General features: G+C 72.9%; 12 protein-coding genes and 1 pseudogene. 4 read left to right on the top strand and 9 right to left on the bottom strand.

What is annotated here, in order from left to right; all coding sequences use genetic code 11:
• Positions 1-9 precede the first annotated feature (9 nt).
• The 9 genes and pseudogenes from HNR70_RS03280 to pheS form a co-directional block, all read right to left on the bottom strand.
• Positions 10-513 (bottom strand): annotated as a pseudogene (locus HNR70_RS03280) (arginine repressor); the annotation flags it as partial.
• A complete protein-coding gene (gene argF, locus HNR70_RS03275) occupies positions 510-1496 on the bottom strand; it encodes an ornithine carbamoyltransferase (protein WP_184324397.1) in 987 nt (328 codons plus the stop codon). The gene argF and the pseudogene HNR70_RS03280, both read right to left, overlap by 4 nt.
• 1 nt (position 1497) lies before the next feature.
• The gene (locus tag HNR70_RS03270) at positions 1498-2886 is read right to left on the bottom strand and encodes an acetylornithine transaminase (protein ID WP_184324396.1); all 1389 of its coding nucleotides are present in this window, start codon (positions 2884-2886) and stop codon (positions 1498-1500) included.
• Positions 2879-3865, bottom strand: a complete 987-nt coding sequence (argB, locus tag HNR70_RS03265) for an acetylglutamate kinase (protein ID WP_221421084.1) — start codon at positions 3863-3865, stop codon at positions 2879-2881. The genes HNR70_RS03270 and argB overlap by 8 nt, the downstream gene beginning before the upstream one ends.
• Positions 3862-5031 (bottom strand): bifunctional glutamate N-acetyltransferase/amino-acid acetyltransferase ArgJ, encoded by a 1170-nt coding sequence (gene argJ / locus HNR70_RS03260; protein ID WP_184324395.1) that lies wholly within the window; start codon positions 5029-5031, stop codon positions 3862-3864. The genes argB and argJ overlap by 4 nt, the downstream gene beginning before the upstream one ends.
• Positions 5032-5147: 116 nt before the next feature.
• Positions 5148-6269, bottom strand: a complete 1122-nt coding sequence (argC, locus tag HNR70_RS03255) for an N-acetyl-gamma-glutamyl-phosphate reductase (RefSeq protein ID WP_184324394.1) — start codon at positions 6267-6269, stop codon at positions 5148-5150.
• A 93-nt stretch (positions 6270-6362) separates the two neighbouring features.
• Positions 6363-6932 carry a magnetosome magnetite crystal formation protein family gene (locus HNR70_RS03250; RefSeq protein WP_312857548.1) on the bottom strand — a complete coding sequence of 190 codons (570 nt, stop codon included), beginning with the start codon at positions 6930-6932 and terminating at the stop codon, positions 6363-6365.
• Between the two features lie 119 nt (positions 6933-7051).
• Positions 7052-9673, bottom strand: a complete 2622-nt coding sequence (gene pheT, locus HNR70_RS03245) for a phenylalanine--tRNA ligase subunit beta (RefSeq protein WP_184324393.1) — start codon at positions 9671-9673, stop codon at positions 7052-7054.
• 1 nt (position 9674) lies between these two features.
• On the bottom strand, positions 9675-10781 hold the full coding sequence (gene pheS, locus HNR70_RS03240) for a phenylalanine--tRNA ligase subunit alpha (RefSeq protein WP_184324392.1): 1107 nt from the start codon (positions 10779-10781) through the stop codon (positions 9675-9677).
• Between the two features lie 278 nt (positions 10782-11059).
• Here pheS and HNR70_RS03235 point away from each other — a divergent pair, with 278 nt between their 5' ends.
• The 4 genes from HNR70_RS03235 to HNR70_RS03220 all read left to right on the top strand — a co-directional run bounded on the left by HNR70_RS03235 (position 11060) and on the right by HNR70_RS03220 (position 16705).
• A complete protein-coding gene (locus HNR70_RS03235) occupies positions 11060-13003 on the top strand; it encodes a hypothetical protein (RefSeq protein ID WP_184324391.1) in 1944 nt (647 codons plus the stop codon).
• A 109-nt stretch (positions 13004-13112) separates the two neighbouring features.
• On the top strand, positions 13113-14213 hold the full coding sequence (locus tag HNR70_RS03230; RefSeq protein WP_184324390.1) for an S-(hydroxymethyl)mycothiol dehydrogenase: 1101 nt from the start codon (positions 13113-13115) through the stop codon (positions 14211-14213).
• A complete protein-coding gene (locus HNR70_RS03225) occupies positions 14210-14830 on the top strand; it encodes an MBL fold metallo-hydrolase (RefSeq protein ID WP_184324389.1) in 621 nt (206 codons plus the stop codon). Before HNR70_RS03230 ends, HNR70_RS03225 begins: the two co-directional genes overlap by 4 nt.
• Positions 14831-15220: 390 nt before the next feature.
• Entirely contained in the window at positions 15221-16705 is a 1485-nt protein-coding gene (locus tag HNR70_RS03220) for an HNH endonuclease signature motif containing protein (protein WP_184324388.1), read from the top strand.
• The last annotated feature ends 40 nt before the right edge of the window (positions 16706-16745 follow it).

Below are 16745 nucleotides of genomic sequence, written 5' to 3'. Positions count from 1 at the left end.
CCGTCGGCCCTCCGCGAGGTCGAGCAGGCGCTCGGCGAGGCGGTCGCCGCCGGCGGGGTCCCGGGAGACCAGCAGCACGGTGTCATCACCGGCGATGGTACCCAGGACGTCCGGCATCACCGAGCGGTCCAGGGCCGAGGCGAGATACTGCGCACCTCCGGGCGGGGTGCGGACCACGACGAGGTTGGCGCTCGCCTCGGCGGAGACGAGCAGTCCCTCGGCGAGCCTCGGCAGGCGCGCCTCGAGCAGCTCGTTCTCGGCGCCGGCGGGGCGGGCGGTGCCGCCCTCGGGCGGGAGGCGGTAGACGAGGCTCCCGGCGGAGCCGCGCACCTTCTCCGCCTGCAGCTCGACCAGGTCGCGCGAGAGCGTGGCCTGGGTGACCTCGATGCCCTCCGCGGTCAGCAGCTGGGCGAGCTGCGACTGGGAGGAGACCTCCTGGTGGGTCAGCAGCTGCACGATGCGCTGCTGGCGGGAGGTCTTGGTCTGCGCGAGGGCGCGACGGCTCTCGCTCATCGGCGCTCTCGGCCGACGGGGAGGGCGTGCGCGGCGGTGTCCTCGTCGGGGTGCTCCAGCAGCCAGGTCAGCAGCGCCTTCTGGGCGTGCAGGCGGTTCTCCGCCTCGTCCCACACCACGGAGGCGGGACCGTCGATGACCTCGGCGGTCACCTCCTTGCCGCGGTAGGCGGGCAGGCAGTGCAGGAAGATTCCGCCGGAGAGCTCCATCAGCTCGGCGGTGACCTGGAACGGCGCGAAGGTCTCCTCGCCGCGGCCCTCCTCGCCCTCCTGCCCCATCGACACCCAGGTGTCGGTGATGACGGCGGTGGCGCCAGCGACGGCCTCGCGCGGATCGTCGGTGACGAGCACCGAGCCGCCGGTGGTCGCGGCGATCTCCTCGGCGCGGGCGACGACCGCGGGGTCCGGACGGTGGGAGGCCGGGGAGGCCACGCGCACGTCCATCCCGGCGGTCACCCCGCCGAGCAGGTAGGAGTGGGCCATGTTGTTCGCGCCGTCGCCGAGGTAGGCGAGGGAGCGTCCGGCCAGCGCCGCGTCCCCCTCGGCCAGTCCCCCGGTGTGCTGGGCGATGGTCTGCAGGTCGGCGAGGATCTGGCAGGGATGGAACTCGTCGGTCAGGGCGTTGACGACGGGGACGGTCGCGTGGGCGGCCATCTCCTCGATGCGCTCCTGGCCGAAGGTGCGCCACACGATCGCGGAGACCATGCGGGTGAGCACCTCGGTGGTGTCCACGACGGACTCGCCGCGGCCCAGCTGGCTGGAGCCCGCGTCGATCACGAGCGGGCTGCCGCCGAGCTCGGCGACACCGGTCGCGAAGGACACGCGGGTGCGGGTCGAGGCCTTGTCGAACATGATCGCGACGGTGCGCGGCCCCTCGAGGGGGCGCTTGGCGAAGCGGTCATCGGCCAGCTGCAGGGCGAGGGCGAGGACCTCCTTCTGCTCGGCCGAGCTCAGGTCGTCGTCGCGCAGGAAGTGACGGGGCATCTCAGGACCTCTTCTCGGGAGCGGTGGCGGCGGTCGGGGCCGACGGGGCGGGCGCGGCCGACGGGGCGGTCGCGGCCGACGGGGCGGGCGCGGCCGACGGGACGGAGCCCTCCGCCTCGACGGCGAGCTGTTCGGCGCGGTCGAGCAGACCGGGCAGCGCCTCGACGAAGCCGGAGAGCTGCTCGCCGGTGATGATCAGCGGCGGGGCGAGGCGGATCGTGGTGGGGTTCGCGGCGTTGACGATGTACCCGGCCTCGAGGCCGGCGGTGACGACGTGCGGGGCCAGCGGTGCGGCCAGCGCGATGCCCTGCAGCAGGCCCGCGCCGCGGATCCCCTCGATGCGGGGGTCGGTCGCGGCGAGCTCGGTGACCTCGGCCTGGAGCTGCGTGCCGAGGCGGCGGGCGGCGCCGAGCAGGTCCTCCTCGGCGATCGTGCCGAGCACCGCGAGGGACACGGCCGCCCCCAGCGGGTTCCCGCCGAAGGTGGTGCCGTGCTGGCCGGGGCTCAGCAGCGTGCTGGCGTGCTCGCCGAAGGTGAGCACGGCGCCGATCGGGAAGCCGCCGCCGAGGCCCTTGGCAAGGGTCATGACGTCCGGCCGGAGGCCCTCGATCGCCTGGTGGGCGAACCACTCCCCCGTGCGCCCCACTCCGGTCTGGACCTCGTCGAGGATCAGCAGGGTGCCGTGGGCGGCGGTGAGCTCGCGGGCGGCGCGGAGGTACTCCTCGGACAGCGGCAGGACCCCGGCCTCGCCCTGGATGGGCTCGAGCACGAGGGCGGCCACATCGTCGGTCGACAGAGCCTTCTCGAGCGCGTCGATGTCGTCGGCCGGCAGGAACTCGACCCCGCCGGGAAGCGGCTCGAAGGGGGCGCGGTAGGCCTCCTTGTGGGTGAGCGCGAGCGCGCCCATGGTGCGGCCGTGGAAGGACTTCTCGAGCGCCAGGATGCGCGGGCGTCCGGTGCGGCGGGCGATTTTGAACGCCGCCTCGTTGGACTCGGCACCGGAGTTGGTGAAGAACACCCGCGAGCCCTCGGGGGCCTTCGCCAGCTGCAGGAGCCGCTCGGCGAGCTCGATCTGGGTGGGGGTGGCGAAGAAGTTCGAGACGTGCACGAGGGTGCCGGCCTGCTTGGAGAGCGCCGCGACCACGTCGGGGTGGGCGTGGCCGAGGGCGTTGACCGCGATCCCGCCGAGGAGGTCGAGGTACTCCTTCCCGTCGGCGTCCCAGACGTGGGCGCCCTCGCCGCGCACGAGCACGCGCTGGGGCGTGCCGAAGATGCCCAGCGCCGCGTGCGAGTAGCGGTCCATGAGGCTCGCGCCGTCGGCCGCGGCGGAGCTGCCGGTGGCGAGGACGGAGCCCGTGGGAGCCGTCGTGGTGGTGTCCTGCTCAGACATAGTCGTCCCTCCTGACCATCGTGCCCACGCCCTTGTCGGTGAAGACCTCCAGCAGCACGGCGTGCTCGATGCGGCCGTCGATCATGGCGGCGGTGCGCACGCCGGCGTCGACCGCGTCCAGCAGCGACTCGGCCTTGGGGATCATCCCTGCGGTGAGCGTGGGGAGCATGCCGCGCAGCTCGCTCGCGGAGATCTCCGGGATGAGCGAGCCGCGGTCGGGGAAGTCGCGGTACAGGCCCTCGATGTCGGTGAGGACCACGAGCTTCTCGGCGTCCAGGCCCGCGGCGAGGGCACCGGCGGCGAGGTCGGCGTTGATGTTCAGCACCGCTCCCGTCGGCTTTCCGTCCTCGTCGATCTCGGGCGCGATCGAGGAGACGACCGGGATCCGGCCGGCGTCCAGCAGGTCCTGGATCGACTCGGGCCGCACCTGGGTGACGGCGCCCACGTTGCCGAGGTCGACGTCCTGCCCGTCCACCACGGCGCCGCGGCGGCGGGCGGCGAACAGCCGCGCGTCCTCGCCGGACATGCCGATCGCGTAGGGGCCGTGGCTGTTGATCAGGCCCACGAGCTCTCGCCCGACCTGGCCGACCAGGACCATCCGCACCACGTCCATGGTGTCGTCATCGGTGACGCGCAGGCCGCCGCGGAACTCGGACTCGATGCCGACGCGGTTCAGCATGGCGTTGATCTGCGGGCCGCCGCCGTGGACCACGACCACGTGGATCCCGGCGTGGCGCATGAAGACCATGTCCGCCGCGAAGGCGCGGCGCAGGTCCTCGTCGATCATGGCGTTGCCGCCGTACTTCACCACGACGATCTTGTCCTTGAAGCGCTGCATCCAGGGCAGCGCCTCGATGAGGATCTCGGACTTCGCGTGGGCGTCGGCCTGGGCGGGCGTCAGCTCGGTGAGCGGGTTCTTGGAGGTCGCGGGCTTCGAGTCGGCAGTGCTGGAGCCTGCGTTCTTGGGATCTGCGGTCATGAGGAGTACGCGCTGTTCTCTTCGACGTAGTCGTGGGTGAGGTCGTTGGTCCAGATGTCCGCGGTCGCAGCCCCGGCGCCGAGGTCGACCTCGATGAGGGTCTCGCGCGGGGTCATGTCCACCTCGGACCGGTCGCGGTGGGCGCCGCCGCCGCGGCACACCTCCACGCCGTTGACGGTGACGGAGAGGTCGGCGACGTCGTAGGGCGCCACGGACTCGGGGACGCAGCCGGCCGCCGCGACGATCCGGCCCCAGTTGGGGTCGTTGCCGAAGATCGCGGCCTTGACGAGGTTGGAGCGGGCGATCTCGCGGGCGACGGCCAGGGCCGCGTCCTCGCTGCTGGCGTAGCGGACCACGACGTGCACGTCATGGCTGGCGCCCTCGGCGTCGGCGACGAGCTGGCGGGCGAGGTCGGCGCTGACGGCGCGCACGGCCTCGGCGAGCTCCGGGGCCGGCAGGGTCACGCCGCTCGCGCCGGAGGCCAGGAGGATGACGGTGTCGTTGGTGGACATGCACGCATCGGAGTCGACCCGGTCGAAGGTGGTGCGGGTCGCCTCGCGCAGCGCCTGCTGCGCGATCTCGGCGTCCACGTCCGCGTCGGTGGTGAGCACGACCAGCATGGTCGCCAGCTGCGGGGCGAGCATGCCCGCGCCCTTGGCGATGCCGCCGACGACGACGCCCGATTCGGTGGTGACCTGCGCCGTCTTCGGGACGGAGTCGGTGGTCATGATCGCGCGGGACGCGGAGGCGTCGGCCGCCTCGCTCGCGGCGAGCTGCTGGGTCGCGGCGGTGACCCCGGCCAGCAGCGGCTCCATCGGGAGCCGCTCGCCGATCAGGCCCGTGGAGCACACGAGCACGTCCTGGGCGGCGACGTCGAGCAGCTCGGCGAGGTGCTCGGCGGTGCGGTGGGTGTCCTGGAAGCCCTCGGGGCCGGTGCAGGCGTTGGCGCCGCCGGAGTTCAGCACCACCGCGCGGGCGCGACCGTCGGCGACGGCCTGGCGGGACCAGAGCACGGGCGCGGCCTGGACGCGGTTGGTGGTGAACACGGCGGCGGCGACGTCGCGCGGGCCGTCGTTGACGACCAGGGCGAGGTCCTCCTTGCCGGAGGCCTTGATGCCGGCGGCGAGGCCGACGGCGCGGAAGCCGCGGGGGCGGGTGATCGACACGGGGGTTCTCCTCGGGGGTGCGGAGGGAGGGCTGTGGGCGAGTGGCGGCCGACGGGCGGGAGCCGGTGGGCGGGGAGCCGGGCGGCCCGGGAACCGTCGGGCGGGGGCCGGGCGGCTCAGGGGGCGAGCGCGGTGCGGGTGAGCCCCACCGTCTCGGGCAGGCCGAGGGCGAGGTTCATCGACTGCAGCGCGGCGCCCGCGGTGCCCTTGACCAGGTTGTCGATCGCGGAGATGACGGTGGCCTGGCCGCTGTGGCGGTCCACGGCCGCGCCGATCCGGATCGTGTTGGCGCCGGTGACCTCGCCGGTGGCGGGGAAGACCCCCTCGGGCAGGACGGTCACGAAGTGCTCGTCGCCGTAGTCCTCGTTCAGCGCGGCCAGCAGGTCCTCGGTGGTGGTGCCGTCGGTGACCGGGGCGGTGCACACGGCGAGGATGCCGCGGCTGATCGGGACCAGCACGGGCGTGAAGGTGAGGCGCAGTCCGTCCTCGCGGGTGAGCCCGCTGGCGCGGCGAAGGTTCTGCAGCACCTCGGGGACGTGGCGGTGGGAGCCGCCGACGGCGTAGGGCGCGGCGGTGCCGGAGGCCTCGGAGAACAGCAGGTGCTGCTTGGCGCTGCGGCCGGCGCCGGAGTAGCCGACCGGCAGCACGGCGTTCAGCACCTGGTGGTCGATGAGACCCTTCCGCACGAGCGGGGCGAGGGCGAGGGACACGGCGGTCGCGTTGCAGCCGGGCACCGCGATCTCGCGCGCGGTGCGCAGCAGCTCGCGCTGGCGGGTGCCGTCCGCGAGCGGGAGCTCGGGCATGCCGTAGGTCCAGGTGCCGGAGTGCTCGCTGCGGTAGTACTCCGCCCAGTCCTCGGCGCTCTCGAGGCGGTGGTCCGCCGCGAGGTCGAGCACGAGCACGTCCGGGTACTCCTCGCGCAGTGCCGCGGCGATCCGGCCGGACTCCCCGTGCGGGAGGGCGAGGACGACGACGTCGTGGCCGCTGAGGGTCTCCACGCTCGTCTCCTGCAGCACCGGGTCGTGGCCGAGGTCGATGTGCGGGGCGACCTCGGAGAGGCGCTTGCCGGCGCTGGAGTGCGCGGTGACGGTCGCGACCTCGACGCCGGGGTGGCCGGACAGCAGGCGCAGGGTCTCTCCCCCGGCGTAGCCGGAGGCGCCGACGACGGCGACGCGCGGGCGACGCGTCTGCGCGTCGGTGTCGGTCGGGCCGGTGGTCGGGGCGGTCTCGGAAGCCATGCAGAAAGTCTATACACAGGACTGCATGAACAGCCATTCGCGTCGGCCGATGAGACGCGAGGTGTGACGGCCGGAACGTCGTGGCCCTGGCGTTCAGCCGCGCGGGGTGCGCAGGAAGGGGATCACGGGCAGTAGCACGCGGCGGCCCCGGCTCGCCTGGACCGTGCCGACGATCGCGTAGATCGCCTCGAGGAGGCCGACGACCAGATAGAGCGAGACCGTGCCCATCGCGATCGTGTCCATGACGGGGTGAAACAGCACGCCCTCACCGGTCGGCGAGGGAGTGCCCGTCAGGAGACCGGTCACGATGACGAGCACCATGAGCACGGGCCAGCACAGCTGGGTCAGGCCCCAGTTCGCGGCGCGCACCCCGTTCTCGGCTGCGAGCCCGCCGTGCTTGCGCTGCTTCAGACCGACGATGGTCTGGGTGATTCCCGCGATGATCAGCCCGAGGAAGGGGATCGGGATGTAGGCGAGGAAGCCGAGCGCCCAGGCGATGGTGCCGTTGCGCGGCGGGGCGACCTGCATGTACGGCTGGTTCTGCGGATAGGGCTGGTTCCGCGGGTACGTCTGGCCCTGCGGGTACGTCTGGCCCTGCGGGTAGGCCTGGGCCTGCCGGGCGGGCTGTCCGTGGGGCGCGGGCTGTCCGTTCTGAGAGGTCACGCGCCCACGTTACCGAGCCCTGTCCGCCGCGCGCGGGAAAAGCGGAACGCACGGGGCGGAATGCGCGGAGGGGGCGCCGCTCCGACGAGCGACGCCCCCTCCGCGTGGATCACCTGGGCTCAGGCCCGCAGCTCCCCGCCCACGGCGGTCTCGACCGCGGCGATGATGCGCTTGCGCGCCGCGCCGATCTCGTCGGCCCCGAGGGTCCCCTCGGTCGAGCGCAGCCGCACCGCGAAGGCCAGCGACTTCTTCCCCGCGCCGATCTGCTCGCCGGTGAAGACGTCGAACAGGTGGACGTTCTCGGCGAGGTCGCCGGCGCCCACCACGATCGCGGCCTCGACCGCGGAGGCGGGCACGGAGTCCTCGACCACGAAGGCGAAGTCCTCCTTGGCCGGCGGGAAGGTCGGCACCGGCACGGCGCGGACCACCGCCGGCGCCGCCCCGATCACGGCCTCGAGATCGAGCTCGAAGGCCGCGGTGCGGGCCGGGAGCGCGAACTCCTTGATCACCGCGGGGTGCAGCTCGCCCGCGGCGCCCACGACGAGGCTGTCCCCGTCGGCCGTCGCGACCCGCAGCTCCCCGGCGCGGCCGGGATGGAACGGGGCCCGCTCCACCTGGCGCACCTCGAGCTCCGCGCCGACGGCGGCGGCCGCCCGGCGGGCGAGGTCGAGCGCGTCGGCCCAACCCCACGGGGCGGGCTCGCCCTGCCAGGAGTCGGGGCCGGAGGCCCCGCCGACGACCGCGGCGAGCGCGCCGGTCTGCGCGGGCAGCGCGCCGAGGATCGCCTCGAGGTCCTGGTCCGAGGGACGCGCGGCGGGGGCGGGCACCGGCGCGGCACCGCCCGCGGTGCGGGCGCGGAACACGGAGGCGCGCTGGAAGACCGCCACCGACTCCTCGCCGCGGCCGAGGTTGCGCCGGGCCACGGGCAGGAGGGTCTGCAGCAGCTCGGTGCGCAGCAGCGGCTCGTCCTCGGCCAGCGGGTTCAGGATCCGCACGGCCTCGCGGCGCGCGTCGTCCTTCCCGTAACGCAGGCGGTCGTGGACGGACTCGGCGACGAACGGTGCGGAGGCGACCTCCACGAGGCCCGCCTCGGCGAGCGCCCGTCGGGCCGCACGGCGCGAGCGCTGCGCGACGGTCAGGCCGTGCCCGCCGACGGCCGGCGGCAGGATCGAGGGGATCTGCTCGTAGCCGACCAGGCGCGCGATCTCCTCGACGAGGTCCTCGCGGATCGTGAGGTCCGGCCGCCAGCTCGGCGGGGTGACGACGAGGGTGTCCTCGGCGGCAGCATCCCCGTCGGCCGGACCGCCCGCGACCTCGCAGCCGATGGCCTCGAGGCTCCCGCGCACCTGCTCGGCGGTGTAGGGGATGCCGACGAGACGCTCGGCGTCGCCGATCGCGATCGTGATCGGCGCGGGCTCCGCGACGGAGCCCTCGTCGGTGATGCGGTGCTCGATGGTGCCGCCGCCGAACTCGACGATCAGCTGGGCGGCGCGGTGCACGGCCGCGAGCGGCAGCTGCGGGTCCACACCGCGCTCGAAGCGCTTGGACGCCTCCGAGGGCAGGCGGTGGCGGCGCGCGGTGCGCGCGACCGAGACCGGGTCGAAGGTCGCCGCCTCGAGCACGATGTTCGTGGTCGAGGCCGACACCTCGGTGTCCTCGCCGCCCATCACGCCCGCGAGCCCGAGCACGCGGTCGCCGCTCTCGCCTCCCGCGTCGGTGATCAGTAGGTCCTCGGGGTCGAGGGTGCGCTCGACGTCGTCGAGGGTGGTGAGCTTCTCGCCCTGCTGGGCGCGGCGCACCACGATCGGGCCGACGAGCTTCTTCGCGTCATAGGCGTGCAGCGGCTGGCCGAGGTCGAGCATCACGTAGTTGGTGACGTCGACGATCAGCGAGATCGGGCGCATTCCGGCGAGGGTGAGGCGGCGGGCCATCCAGCGCGGGGTCTGCGCCTCGGGGTCCACGCCCTGCACCTCGAGGGCGACGAAGCGGGTGCAGCCCTCCACGCCGTTCAGCGGCGCCTGGTCGCGCAGCTGGACCGGGATCCCGCCGCGGTCGGTCGCGGTGATCTCCACGCCGGGGACCGGGTCGGTGAACGCGGCGCCGGTAGCGTGCGAGTACTCGCGGGCGACGCCGCGCATCGAGAAGCAGTACCCGCGGTCCGGGGTCACGTTGATCTCGACGACCTCGTCGGCCAGGCCCAGCAGCGCGATCGCGTCGTCGCCCGGCTCGCCGGTGAGGCCCTTCGCGTGGCCGCGGCCGAGCACGATGATGCCGTCCTCGCCGTCCGGGTCCGGGCCGAGCCCGAGCTCCTCGCCGGAACAGATCATGCCGTCCGAGGTGTGGCCGTAGGTCTTGCGGGCCGCGATCGCGAAGTCGCCGGGCAGCACGGTGCCGGGCAGGGAGACGACCACGAGGTCGCCGACCTCGAAGTTGTGCGCGCCGCAGATGATGCCGCGGCTCGGGCGCTCCTCGCCGGGCTGGGGGTCCTTGGGGTTGTCGGCGGCCTCGTTGTGCTCGGGGCCGACGTCCACACGCACCCAGTTGATGGTCTTGCCGTTCTTCTGCGGCTCCTTGACGAGGTCGAGCACGCGGCCGACGACCAGCGGGCCGGTCACCTGCGCGCCGAAGATCGCCTCCTCCTCGAGCCCCACGCGGGAGAGGTCGGTGGCGACCTGCAGGGCGGACGCGTCCGCGGACAGCGCCGCGTGCTCGGCGAGCCAGGTCAGGGGAATGCGGGGCATGTCAGATCTCCGTCCCGTAGTGCTGGGAGAAGCGGACGTCGCCCTCCACCATGTCGCGCATGTCCGCCACGCCGTTGCGGAGCATGAGGATGCGCTCGATGCCGAGGCCGAAGGCGAAGCCCTGGTACTCCTCGGGGTCCACCCCGGCCGCGCGCAGCACGTTCGGGTGGACCATGCCGCAGCCGCCCATCTCGATCCAGCCGGTGCCGCCGCAGACCCGGCAGTCCGGGTCCGCGTCGTGGTCCAGGCCCAGCCGCGCATCGCAGGCGAAGCAGCGGAAGTCCATCTCGGCGCTGGGCTCGGTGAAGGGGAAGTGGTTGGGGCGCAGGCGCGTGATCGGCGCGCCGCCGAAGACGTGCGCGGCGAAGGCGTCGAGGGTGCCGACGAGGTTCGCCATGGTCAGGCCCTTGTCGATGGCGAGGCCCTCGACCTGGTTGAACATCGGCGAGTGCGTCGCGTCCATCTCGTCGGCCCGGTACACGGTGCCCGGGCAGGCGACGTACAGGGGCGCGCCGCGCTCGAGCATGGCGCGGATCTGCACCGGCGAGGTCTGGGTGCGCAGCAGCATCCCGGAGTCCTCGGGCGCGAGGTACAGGGTGTCCTGCAGCGAGCGGGAGGGGTGCTCCGCATCCGCGTTCAGCGCGTCGAAGTTCAGCCAGGAGGACTCCGCCTCCGGCCCCTCGGCGATCTCCCAGCCGAGCCCCGCGAAGAAGTCCTCGATCCGCTCGGCCAGCGTGCTCAGCGGGTGCGCAGCACCGCGCGGCCGACGGTCGGTGGGCAGGGTGACGTCGACGGTCTCCGCGGCGAGCGTCGCCTCCTCCTCGGCGGCGGCGAGCTCGGCCTGGCGGGCGCCGAGCGCCTGCTGGACGCGGCCCTTGCCCTGGCCGACGAGCTTGCCGGCGGCGGCCTTCTGCTCCTTGGGCAGGTCCTTGATCGCGCGGTTCGCGGTGGTGAGCACGCTGGTGTCGCCCACGTGGTCGATGCGCACCTGCTTGAGGGCGGCGGTGTCGGGGGCCGCGGCGATCGCGGCGAGGGCGGCCTCGACGGCGGCGCTGATCGACTCCTCGTCGATCTCGGGCGCGCCGGGCGCGGGGGATGTGTCGGACACGGGATTCGCTTTCGTCCTGGAGTGCACGGGGGTGCGCGCGGGGGAACGGTCCGCAGTCGGAGCGTCCCGGTTGCGGGCACCGCGGACCATTCTAGGAGAGGGCGCGGCGGCGGGCGGCCGGGGGTCGGTGGATGGCGGGGGTCGGCGAGCGGCATGTCGGCCGATGGGAAGGCCGTCGGCCGACGAGGGCGGGCGGGCGGATGGGGAGTGCTCCCCATGTCGCGATCCCCCGTCGGCCCCTACGCTCGAGGGAACACGACAGATGAGGGGCAGGATCGATGGGTTTCCAGGGTGCGGACACGGCAGCGCTGCGCGAGCAGGCGACGGCCTTCCGACGGTGCGGGCGCGAGATGCTGCAGCACTCCTCGACCCTGACCTCCGCGGTCATGTCGGTGACCTGGGTGGGTCCCGACGCCGACGCGCTGCGCGCTCGCTGGGCTGAGGTGGACAGGCTCCTCACGCAGGCGGCCGAGGACGTCACCGCCCGCGGAAGGGAGCTCGCCGAGCACGCGCAGGAGCAGGACGCGGCCTCGTCGGACGGGTCCGGCGGGGGCCGCAGCCTCGGCGACAGGCTCGGGCTGCCGGACCTGTCCTCCTGGTTCACCACTGCAGCGGGCCCGCTCTCCGAGGCGGTGGGCTGGGCACGGACCCTGGCGGAGGCCGTGGCGCCAGGGGGCGCTGGTGGTCCGGGCTCGGGGAATCCCCTGCTCGCGGCGCTGGATCCGGGGGGTTCGAAGGGGGCGGGGGCGGACCAGGGCATCCAGGACCTCATCAACGATCTCTTCGGTCTGGAGCCGGTCGAGAAGAAGGTCGACAAGTACGACGGCGACTATGACAGCCCGGAGGATGAGTTCGACGCGACGCCGGGAGAAGGCGTCCGCACCCTCTCGTCGAAGCTGGAGGGAGATCACGGGAGCATCGAGACCTCCGTGGACGAAGACGGGAACCGGAGCGGCACGGTCCAGATCTCCGCTCCTCTGGTCGATGAGGAGGGCAAGGCGGGCCCTGTCGAGGCCTCGTACTCGCTCGACGTGAAGACCTCGGGCTCCTTCAGGGAGAACGGGGACGGGACGGTCACGTACACCGTCACCTCGGAGCTCTCCGAGGAGGCGAAGGCAGAGCTCGCCGCCAAGGGGGTCAACTTCTCCGGAGACGTCGGTGTGAACAGCGGGAGCTCACGCTCCACCGAGTACGAGGTGACGGTCCCCGAGGGGACCTCCATCGCCGAGGTGCTCGCGATCACGCCCCACGATCCGTCATCGATCCCGCCGGGGGCTTCCGTGTCCTTCTCCAGCGAGCGAGCCACGTCCGGAGGCGCGGACGTCGGCATCGGGGTCGTCGGAGACGGGCTGTTCTCCATCGGTGCCCAGAAGTCGAACGGGGAGGGGACGACCACGAGCGTCGGCCGTGACTCCGACGGGAACCTCACCGTCACGACGGGACCGACGTCCGCGATGAACAGCACGGTCACCGCGCGGCTCGGCACCGATGACCTCAATCTGCACATCGCCCAGTCCGACTCCCGGGACGGCTCGACCTTCGAGACTGCCACGTTCGAGGACACCGCCTCCGGACGCAGGGCCTACCAGGAAGCCCTGACGAACGGCAAGTACCCGAGCAACACCGGTGACGGTGTGCTCACGACATACGTCGAGAACCAGAGGACCAGGACCGTCGACGTCGCCGGCGGCGTCACCACCGGTCCGGCAAGTTCCGAGCTGTCGAGCAACATGTTCACGCAGCAGTCGATCACGCGCACGTACCCGGACGGGCACCAGGAGAGCGCGGCGCAATGGCTCCCTCACGGCGATTCGTCGATGACCAGTGTCGTCCGCTCGGATGCGAGCGGGAGAGAGTCCACCTACGTCGTCACCCTGGACACCTCGGGCGGCTCCCGCGCGGCGACATCGTCCTACGGCCTCGAATCCCCGGGCGACCGCACGAGCATCCTCCTCACCGAGGACGAGGCATCGGTGGTCCGCGATCATGCCCGGGCCCTGAAACTTGTCCCTGACGATGCCGGGACCGCTGAAGCGCTCTCCATGGTGGTGCAACGGTCCTCGGATGCGGACGCCGCGATCAGCAATCTCGAGGGCCACAATGCCATCGCGGACTCGACAGGGAAGAGTGAGCCCGTCGGCGGCGACTACAGGGCTCCGGGGAGGGCCTTCAACCCCGAGCATCAGTCGGTGCGGGACGGGAAGCTCGCCGACAGGCACTGAGCGGAGGCCGTAGTCCGTGCATCAGGGCGCTCGAAGGTGGGACCTCGATTCGCGGTCAGCCTCCACTCGTTAGGCTGGCCACGACCCCCACCCCTCGAAGGAGGCCAGCATGCCCATCACCGTCAAGGGCGTCGTCGCCCGGGCCGCGAAGCAGCCCGCCGAGCTGCTCGACATCGTCATCCCCGACCCCGGTCCCCACGACGTCATCGTCGACATCGAGGCGACCGGCGTGTGCCACACCGACCTCGCCTACCGCGACGGCGGCATCAACGACGAGTTCCCGTTCCTGCTCGGCCACGAGTCCGCGGGCCGCGTGTCCGTGGTCGGCGAGGCCGTCACGCACGTCGAGGTCGGCGACTACGTCGTGCTGAACTGGCGCGCGGTGTGCGGCGAGTGCCGCGCCTGCAAGAAGGGTGTGCCGCAGTACTGCTTCGCGACCCACAACGCCTCGCAGAAGATGACTCTCACCGACGGCACCGAGCTCACCGCGGCCCTCGGCATCGGCTCCTTCGCCGAGAAGACCCTGGTCCACGAGGGCCAGTGCACGAAGGTCTCCGAGGACGCCCCGGCCGAGGTCGCGGGTCTGCTCGGCTGCGGCGTCATGGCCGGCCTCGGCGCCGCCATGAACACCGGCCAGGTCCAGCGCGGCGAGTCCCTCGCCGTGATCGGCCTGGGCGGCGTGGGCTGCGCCGCGATCGCGGGCGCGAAGCTCGCCGGCGCCACCACCATCATCGGCCTGGACGTGGACGAGAAGAAGCTCGCCGCCGCCGAGGAGCTCGGCGCCACCCACACCCTGCTCACCAAGGGCCTCTCCCCGCAGCAGGTCGCCGACAAGGTCCAGGAGCTCACCGGCGGCTTCGGCGCCGACGTGGTGGTCGACGCGGTCGGCATCCCGCAGACCTACGAGGCCGCCTTCTACGCCCGCGACCTCGCCGGCCGCGTGGTGCTCGTGGGCGTGCCCCGCCCGGGCGTCGAGATCACCCTGCCGCTGGCCGACGTGTTCGGCCGCGGCGGCGCGCTGAAGTCCTCCTGGTACGGCGACTGCCTGCCCGAGCGCGACTTCCCCGATTTGATCGACCTCTACCTGCAGGGCCGCCTGCCGCTGGAGCGCTTCGTCACCGGCCGCACCGACCTCGCCGGCACCGACGCGGCGCTCGACGCGCTGCACGACGGCAACACCCTGCGCACCGTCGTCGAGGTGAAGCGATGACCGCCCGCCTCACCCACGGCACCACCTCCGGCACCTTCTCCCTGGACGGGGAGACCCACGAGGTCGAGAACAACGTGTGGGTGCTCGGCGACGACGAGCAGTGCGTCGTCTTCGATGCCCCGCACGACGTGCAGGCCATCGAGGACCTGGTCGGCGAGCGCGAGTGCGTGGGCATCCTGCTCACCCACGGACACGACGACCACGTCCGCTTCGCCCCGGAGCTGTCCGAGGCGCTCGAGGCCCCGATCCTGCTGAACCCCGCCGAGCGCGAGGTCTGGCAGCTCACCCACGGCGACCTCCCCTGGGACGACGACATCGCCGACGGCGACATGTTCACCATCGCGGGCGTCAGCCTCGAGGCCCTGCACACCCCGGGCCACTCCCCCGGCTCGACCTGCTTCTACTCCGAGGAGCTGGGCGCCGTGTTCACCGGCGACACCCTGTTCCAGGGCGGTCCCGGCGCGACCGGCCGCTCCTTCTCCTCCCGGGAGACCATCGAGGAGTCGATCCGCGAGCGCCTGTTCGCACTGCCGGACGACACCGTGGTGCACACCGGCCACGGCCCGGACACCACCATCGGTGCCGAGAAGCGCAACGCCCAGGGGGACTGGCTCTGAGGGGCCGGCATTGACGGTCTCTCCGGGCTGAGCGCTCGGCAGGACTCCCCCGCCCGACGGCGGCGACCGCACTGCGCGGTCGCCGCCGTCGGCGCGTCCGGGGGTGCAATGGCCCGTCGGCCGATCGAATCGAACACCTGCACGCGCTTCCATCGCCGCAGTTCGCAGCCCATTCGGAGTTATCCACACACCTTTCGGCTGTCACCCCTGCTCCGTAGAATGGATCACACATTCGAGGACGCGGGCGAGGGGCCCGCAGCACCGCGCGAGGGGGCGAGGGCATTGGGTGACACCGCTGACGACGACTCGCCATTCCTCCTCGCGCCCCCGGACAGGAAGGCCGCCGCCGCGGCCGAGCGCGCAGCCCAGCGGAGGCGTCGCCGCCGCTCCGTGACCCAGGATCGCGTCCGGAGGGCCGGGGCCGAGCGCTCCCGCCGCACCGGACAGAAGCTCACCCAGCTCTGGGACAGCGGCCGTGAGGACTCCCGCCGTCTCGCCGCCCGCTACCGGACCCTGCTGGAGACCACCCAGGACCCGCTCGGCCCCGACTGGGACAAGGACGAGGCGGCGATGGACGAGCTGAACGTGTCGCTCGCCCTGCGCTGCGCGAGGACGCAGGCGGCCCGCATCCTCCGTGAGACCCACCGGGTCGGCACCCTCCTGCCCCGCACCCTCGAGCGGCTCGAGCGGGGCGACCTGCCGGTGGGCTGGTTCGAGAAGGTCCTCGAGCGCACCTCCGACCTCGAGGACGATGCCGTGCGCGGGGTCGACGAGGCGCTCGGAAAGGTCGCGCTGGACATCACCCCGGAGTCCTTCTCCCGGGAGTTCGGCCACCTCATCACCTCCGCGATCAGCCGCACCCCCCTGCCCGAGCGGGCCACCCCGGCGGCCCGTCGGCGGGTCGTCATGGACCCGCCGCGCCCGGACGGCACCGGTTGCCTGCGCATCATCGGACCGCTGCCCGAGATCCTCGACCTCGCCGAGCGCCTGGACCGCGCGGCCCACTGCCTGCAGGACGCCCAGCGCGACGCGCTCTACGACGGCACCGAGGTCCCCGGCGATCCGGGCGGGCTGATCAGCGCGAGCGGCGTGCTGCCCACCCTCTCCGCGCTCCGCTTCGACCTGCTGCTCGCCGCGGCCCTGGACACCGACGGCGTCGAGGTGCCCGAGCCCCGCTTCCGGATCACCGTGACGGTCCCGTTCATGACGATGCTCGGCGAGTCCGACGCCCCGGGGATGCTGGACGGCACCACCCCACTGCCTGCCGAGATGGCCCGCGAGCTCGCTGGCCGCGAGGACGTCTGGTACCGGATCCTCACCGATCCGGCCACCGGGAGGTTCCTCCCCCAGCCCGCGCAGCGGTACCGCCCGAGCCCCGCCCAGCGCGAGCATCTGCGTCAGCGCCAGCCCACCTGCGCCGTCCCCGGCTGCGGCCGCCCCACCCGGGAGCTCACCGAGTTCGACCACATCGAGGAGTTCGACCACGAGGATCCCGCCGCCGGCGGCCCCACCTCGGTGGAGAACCTCCATGCGCTGTGCCGCCAGCACCACCGGCTGAAGACCCTCGGCCGGCTCGACCCCGTGCGGGACGACGAGTCGGGCACCACCTGGTGGATGACCTCGGAGCACCTGATGGCGCGGCAGGAGGACAGCCGCGACCTCGCCACACCCCAGGTCGTCGAGGAGATGACCGAGGCATGGGAGCAGTTCGAGGCGCTTCGCCTCGCCCGGGTCGACAATGCCCGTCGGCTCTGCGAGGCTCTCGAGCAGGGCCTCTCTCCCAGTGATCCGATTCCGGGCCCGAACGGGGAGGACGGCTGGCGACTCGGGCGGGACGGGTCCCTCCAGCCGCCGGGCGACCCGCCGCCGTTCTAGCGACGGGGAGCTCGCCGCGGGGGCGCGGTATCAGCGAGGT

This window comes from Brachybacterium aquaticum, assembly GCF_014204755.1.
GTDB lineage: Bacteria > Actinomycetota > Actinomycetes > Actinomycetales > Dermabacteraceae > Brachybacterium > Brachybacterium aquaticum.
The sequence above is the reverse complement of the archived record's forward strand: the minus strand, read 5'-3'. Positions and strand labels throughout refer to the sequence as shown.

Bases quoted from the DNA above. Each gene is read 5' to 3' on its own strand.
- HNR70_RS03225 (WP_184324389.1), top strand. From the start codon at position 14,210: ATGACCGCCCGCCTCACCCACGGCACCACCTCCGGCACCTTCTCCCTG.
- pheT (WP_184324393.1), bottom strand. From the start codon at position 9,673: ATGCCCCGCATTCCCCTGACCTGGCTCGCCGAGCACGCGGCGCTGTCC.
- argC (WP_184324394.1), bottom strand. From the start codon at position 6,269: ATGGCTTCCGAGACCGCCCCGACCACCGGCCCGACCGACACCGACGCG.
- HNR70_RS03270 (WP_184324396.1), bottom strand. From the start codon at position 2,886: ATGTCTGAGCAGGACACCACCACGACGGCTCCCACGGGCTCCGTCCTC.
- argB (WP_221421084.1), bottom strand. From the start codon at position 3,865: ATGACCGCAGATCCCAAGAACGCAGGCTCCAGCACTGCCGACTCGAAG.
- HNR70_RS03235 (WP_184324391.1), top strand. From the start codon at position 11,060: ATGGGTTTCCAGGGTGCGGACACGGCAGCGCTGCGCGAGCAGGCGACG.
- HNR70_RS03230 (WP_184324390.1), top strand. From the start codon at position 13,113: ATGCCCATCACCGTCAAGGGCGTCGTCGCCCGGGCCGCGAAGCAGCCC.
- argF (WP_184324397.1), bottom strand. From the start codon at position 1,496: ATGCCCCGTCACTTCCTGCGCGACGACGACCTGAGCTCGGCCGAGCAG.